5 protein-coding genes are annotated in these 4,272 nt (G+C 45.7%); all 5 read left to right on the top strand.

Annotation, left to right across the window (positions count from 1 at the left end; translation table 11 throughout):
* Positions 1-158: 158 nt before the first annotated feature.
* On the top strand, positions 159-422 hold the full coding sequence (locus QZ147_RS08530) for a heavy metal-associated domain-containing protein (RefSeq protein WP_295149314.1): 264 nt from the start codon (positions 159-161) through the stop codon (positions 420-422).
* Entirely contained in the window at positions 419-679 is a 261-nt protein-coding gene (locus QZ147_RS08525) for a heavy-metal-associated domain-containing protein (RefSeq protein WP_295149311.1), read from the top strand. Before QZ147_RS08530 ends, QZ147_RS08525 begins: the two co-directional genes overlap by 4 nt.
* Before the next feature lie 10 nt (positions 680-689).
* Positions 690-3,122 carry a TonB-dependent receptor plug domain-containing protein gene (locus QZ147_RS08520; protein WP_295149309.1) on the top strand — a complete coding sequence of 811 codons (2,433 nt, stop codon included), beginning with the start codon at positions 690-692 and terminating at the stop codon, positions 3,120-3,122.
* Positions 3,123-3,200: 78 nt separating this feature from the next.
* Complete coding sequence (locus tag QZ147_RS08515; RefSeq protein ID WP_295149306.1) at positions 3,201-3,770, top strand: hypothetical protein; 570 nt, start codon at positions 3,201-3,203, stop codon at positions 3,768-3,770.
* Positions 3,771-3,859: 89 nt separating this feature from the next.
* Positions 3,860-4,272 (top strand): molybdopterin-dependent oxidoreductase (locus tag QZ147_RS08510; RefSeq protein WP_295149303.1); only part of this gene is annotated, 413 nt, incomplete at its 3' end.

The raw sequence follows: 4,272 nt of genomic DNA, 5'->3' as shown, positions 1-4,272 counted from the left end.
GAACCGTTTGATCTGCATATTCATCATCGGCATCTAGTCGTCCTATAAAGCGTTACTGGATTTTTAATTTTTTAGTTACTATTTTAATATTAAATATTAAATTAAGAAAAGATTTTATATCATCCGAAAACCGATATTAAATATTTTTGGAGATAACAATGAGAAAAATTTTAACGGTTCTGTTGTTTTGCGTTGCGTTAAACGCCAAAACGCACGAATTAAACGTGGACAATATGGGTTGCGCAAGCTGCGCCAAAAAGATAGAAAACGCCGCTAAAAGCCTGCCGGGCTATAAGTCTATGAGCTACGATCTGCGCACGAAAGACGTCAATATCACGACCGAAGAAAACGTAAAAACCATAGACGTCGTAAGGGCTATACAAAACTCCAAAGAGAAAAAATTTAGCGTGGGCGTAAAATGAGAAAGTTACTCGCGCTAACTGCCGCATTTGCGGTTTGCTTCGGCGATCAGACTCTAAATTTTAGCATCCCTAATATGAGTTGCCTATCTTGCTACGATACGATTATGGCGAGTTTAAAGGAGTTAAAACAGATCAAAAATATCGAGATAAATTTAAACGAAAAGACCGCTAAAATTATCGCCGACAACGATTTTAACGCCTCGATCGTAACTTCAAAGCTTAAACTAGACGGATACAAAGCCGTGCTGATAAAATAAAGTAGTTCCCGTGCGAATTCGTAAAACGAGCGCCGCGCTCTTGGGGATGCTTGCGTTTATTTCGGCAAACGCGAGCGCCGCGCGGGATGTGAATTTAACCGCGGTGGAGGTCGTAGAGCGGCTTCCTTTTCTCTCTTCAAACGTAAAAACCGAAGAAAATTTAAAAAACGTTTCGAAAGATAAAACGATAGCCGAGGCGCTAAAATCAAATCCGAATTTAAGCCTCGATCTTAAACAAAGCAAAGGTATAAACGCCGGCGGGATCGCGCCGCAGGATTTTAGCGTTAACGGCGCGGCGTATTATCAAAATAGCTTCACGCTAGACGGAGCTAGCTTTAATAACGACTTTAATCCGCGCAAAACTACTTCGAATAACCACAACAACATCTGGGCGGATAACTCGGTAGGCTCGCAGGCTATGACGCTAGATACGGATATGCTAGAAAGCTTGGAGCTAATAGATAGCGACGTCCCCGCTAAATACGGCGGCTTTCAAGGCGGCGTAGTAAACGCTAGAACGAGAGACCCTAGGCGAAATTTCGGCGGAATTTTAAGTACGAGCTATTCAAGCGGAGACTGGGCTAAAATTTACAAAGACGACGCCGCTAGAAATAGATACGATAACGGAAATTTAGCCGATATGAGCGACTTTAAGAAGCATAGATACAGGCTCGGGCTAGAAGGCTACGTAAGCGAAAATTTCGGACTGCTTTTTGATTATACGAGGGCTACTTCAAAGATCGTAAATAACTACAACCGAACGCAGATAAATCAAAATTTATACGGTTTTCCCGACGATTTGCAGAAAAACGAAAATTACTTTTTAAAAGGCGTCTGGCGCGCTAGCGATAGGCTCGTTTTGCGCCCGAGTATTCTTTACTCGAAGCTTACGAACGACACCTCCGCCAAGCGCTATCTCGACTCGCGCTTAAAGCTGCTTTACGGCGGATATAAGCTCGGCTTAGAGGCTAGCTTGGAGCTTGACGGCTTGACGGTGGAGCAAAATTTAGCCTATTCGTTTTCTCAAAGCTCGCGCGATTACGCGCAAAGCAGCGAGTATTATAACTATAAAACTTCAAACCTGAAAAACTGGGGTACGGGCGCGACTTCGGGCATCGGCGGATACAACGACTTTAACCAGGAGCAAAAAAATACCGAGTATAGCTTAGACGCGGCGCTTAGCGAATTTAACGCGCTAAATTTTAGCCACAACGTAAAATTCGGGCTTAATTACCTATCTCAGCGGGGAATTTACGAGATACCGCACGAATACAATTGGTACGGTGGGCCTCGGCCGTTACCTCCCGCTACTATCTGCCCGCCCGGCGATAAAACTTGCGTAAACGACGATAGTTTTAGCGGCGCGGGGCAGTTCTTGTCGCAAAATCAGCGCTACTATGCGCTAAAAAATAGATCTAGCATGGATACTATTTCGCTATATTTAGAGGACGAGGCGAGAAGCGGAAGGTTTACGATACGCCCCGGAGCTAGGCTTGAACGAAATAGCGCAAACGGCGATTTTAACGTAGCTCCGCGCTTCGTCGCTAGCTATGAAGCGTGGGATAAAAATTTCATAGGGCTAGGCGCTAACCGCTATTTCGGGCGAAATTTTTTCGCGTATAAAATTTATAACGGCATTTATAAATGGCGGCGCACGGGTAACCGTACGACGTATCCTGGCGACTTTACCTACGGCGGATTAGCCGACGAGCGCTACCCGATTAAAAAGCTTAAAACGCCGCACACGGACGAGATTAGCCTGTTTTATAAAGGCGAAATTTCAGGCGCTAAGCTAGGGCTTAAATACGTCCGCAGAGAGGGCAAAAACGAAGTCGCGCAGACCTATATCCGCGAAACTCTGCCCGGATACGGCAACGGATACTACGTCTATACGAACGACGGAAAAAGTAAGGCCGACGTCTATACTTTGACGCTCTCAAATGCCGCGCCCGTTTTAATCGGCGGCGCGAAAAACGACTTTTCCGCGGCGCTAACTTATACTAAACAAAGCCGAAATTTTAAGGATTTTACCGACGACGGGATCGACGACGACGTGATTTATGACGGTAAAATCATAAAAAAAGGCGAGCTTCCCGTGGTAGACTATCACGTCCCGTTTAGCGCGAAATTTACCCATAGCGCGAATTTTGGGCGTTTTAGCCTATACAACTTCGTGAATTTTACTAGCAGAACCGACGCGCTGATTAGCTCGTGGAACCGCGCCTTGCGGATGGACGTTTATAGGCGCGTAAAGCTGCCTAGCTTTACTACTTGGGACATGAAAATAGGCTGCGAACAGCCTATTAAAGGCGGCTTTAAGGCGTTTGCCAATCTTGATATAAACAATGTCTTAAATAAAAAATATAAAGTAAACGCGCAGAGCGATCACTACGAATACGGACTAGGACGCAATTTCTGGCTGGAAGTCGGCGTAAAATGGTAAAATTCTAAATATAACAATATAACTTTAAGCGCGGCAGTTTTATAATTTCAACTTAAAATAAATTTTTAAGGAAAATTTATGAAAACTAAATTTTTAGTCGCCGCGCTGATTGGTAGCGCTAGCTTAGCTTTGGGCGGCGAGGTCGCCTCAAAAAGTGCCGACATATCGCTAGGCGGTAAGGTAATCGGCAAAATTTCCACCCTCACTCCCGTCGAAGTCGTAAGCAAAAACGGCGCGACCGCGAAGATAAAGGTAAAAGGCGTCGCTAGCGAAAACTACCCGCTGCAAATCCAAAAAAATATGCAAGAGGGCGAAATTTATGCGGTTTTTGATAAAGAGAGTCCCGAAAATTTCGCCAAAGGCAAGAAGCTAGAAGACGACTACGGCGAAGTCTGGTATGAGGCTAGTGGCACGTACGAAGTCGCCGCGGACGCGATAACTAGCGACGACAAGGCGCTTTACGCCAAAGCCAAAGAGCTATACGAGGGCACCTGTTCGGCTTGCCACCGCTTGCACGAGCCAAACAGCTTTACCGTAAATCAGTGGCCCGCGAATTTACAAGGAATGGTGGATGCGGGCTACGTAGCCCTGGAAAAGGGGGATTTGGAGCTAATCGTTAAATTTTTGCAACATAACGCTAAGCGTTAAAAGCCGGGACGCGCCGCTTTTCGAGCAAATTTGCGCTCCGAAAAATTTCGCGCTTAAAATTTAAAAACTTCAACACAAGGGAGAAACCTATGAAAAGACGAGATTTCATCAAATTTTCGGCCTTGGCGGCTACGGCTGCGCAGGCTAGCAGGATAGAAGGCGTTACGCAGACGATTTTCGATAACAAAAAGGTATTCGGCGCGAACAGATTCGGGCTTTTTTGGGCAAATACCAACTCAAATCAGATAGTTTCCGTTAGCGATTTCGAGGGCGATAAATTTCCAAATACGATGAATTATAGCCTGCCTGATTCCGTGCAAAACGAGGCTCGCGTACTATATCCGATGGTGCGCAAAAGCTATCTAAAAGCCAAGGGCGCGGCTAAATCCGAACTGCGAGGCAAAGAGGAATTCGTGCGCGTTAGTTGGGACGTCGCGCTTGATCTTGCCGCCAAGGCGTTAAAAGAAGCCCACGAGAAATACGGCAGCGAAGCGATCTACGG

Origin of the sequence: uncultured Campylobacter sp. (assembly GCF_905371695.1) — a bacterium.
Taxonomy (GTDB): Bacteria; Campylobacterota; Campylobacteria; order Campylobacterales; family Campylobacteraceae; genus Campylobacter_A.
The sequence above is the reverse complement of the archived record's forward strand: the minus strand, read 5'-3'. Positions and strand labels throughout refer to the sequence as shown.

Bases quoted from the DNA above. Each gene is read 5' to 3' on its own strand.
- QZ147_RS08530 (WP_295149314.1), top strand. From the start codon at position 159: ATGAGAAAAATTTTAACGGTTCTGTTGTTTTGCGTTGCGTTAAACGCC.
- QZ147_RS08525 (WP_295149311.1), top strand. From the start codon at position 419: ATGAGAAAGTTACTCGCGCTAACTGCCGCATTTGCGGTTTGCTTCGGC.
- QZ147_RS08515 (WP_295149306.1), top strand. From the start codon at position 3,201: ATGAAAACTAAATTTTTAGTCGCCGCGCTGATTGGTAGCGCTAGCTTA.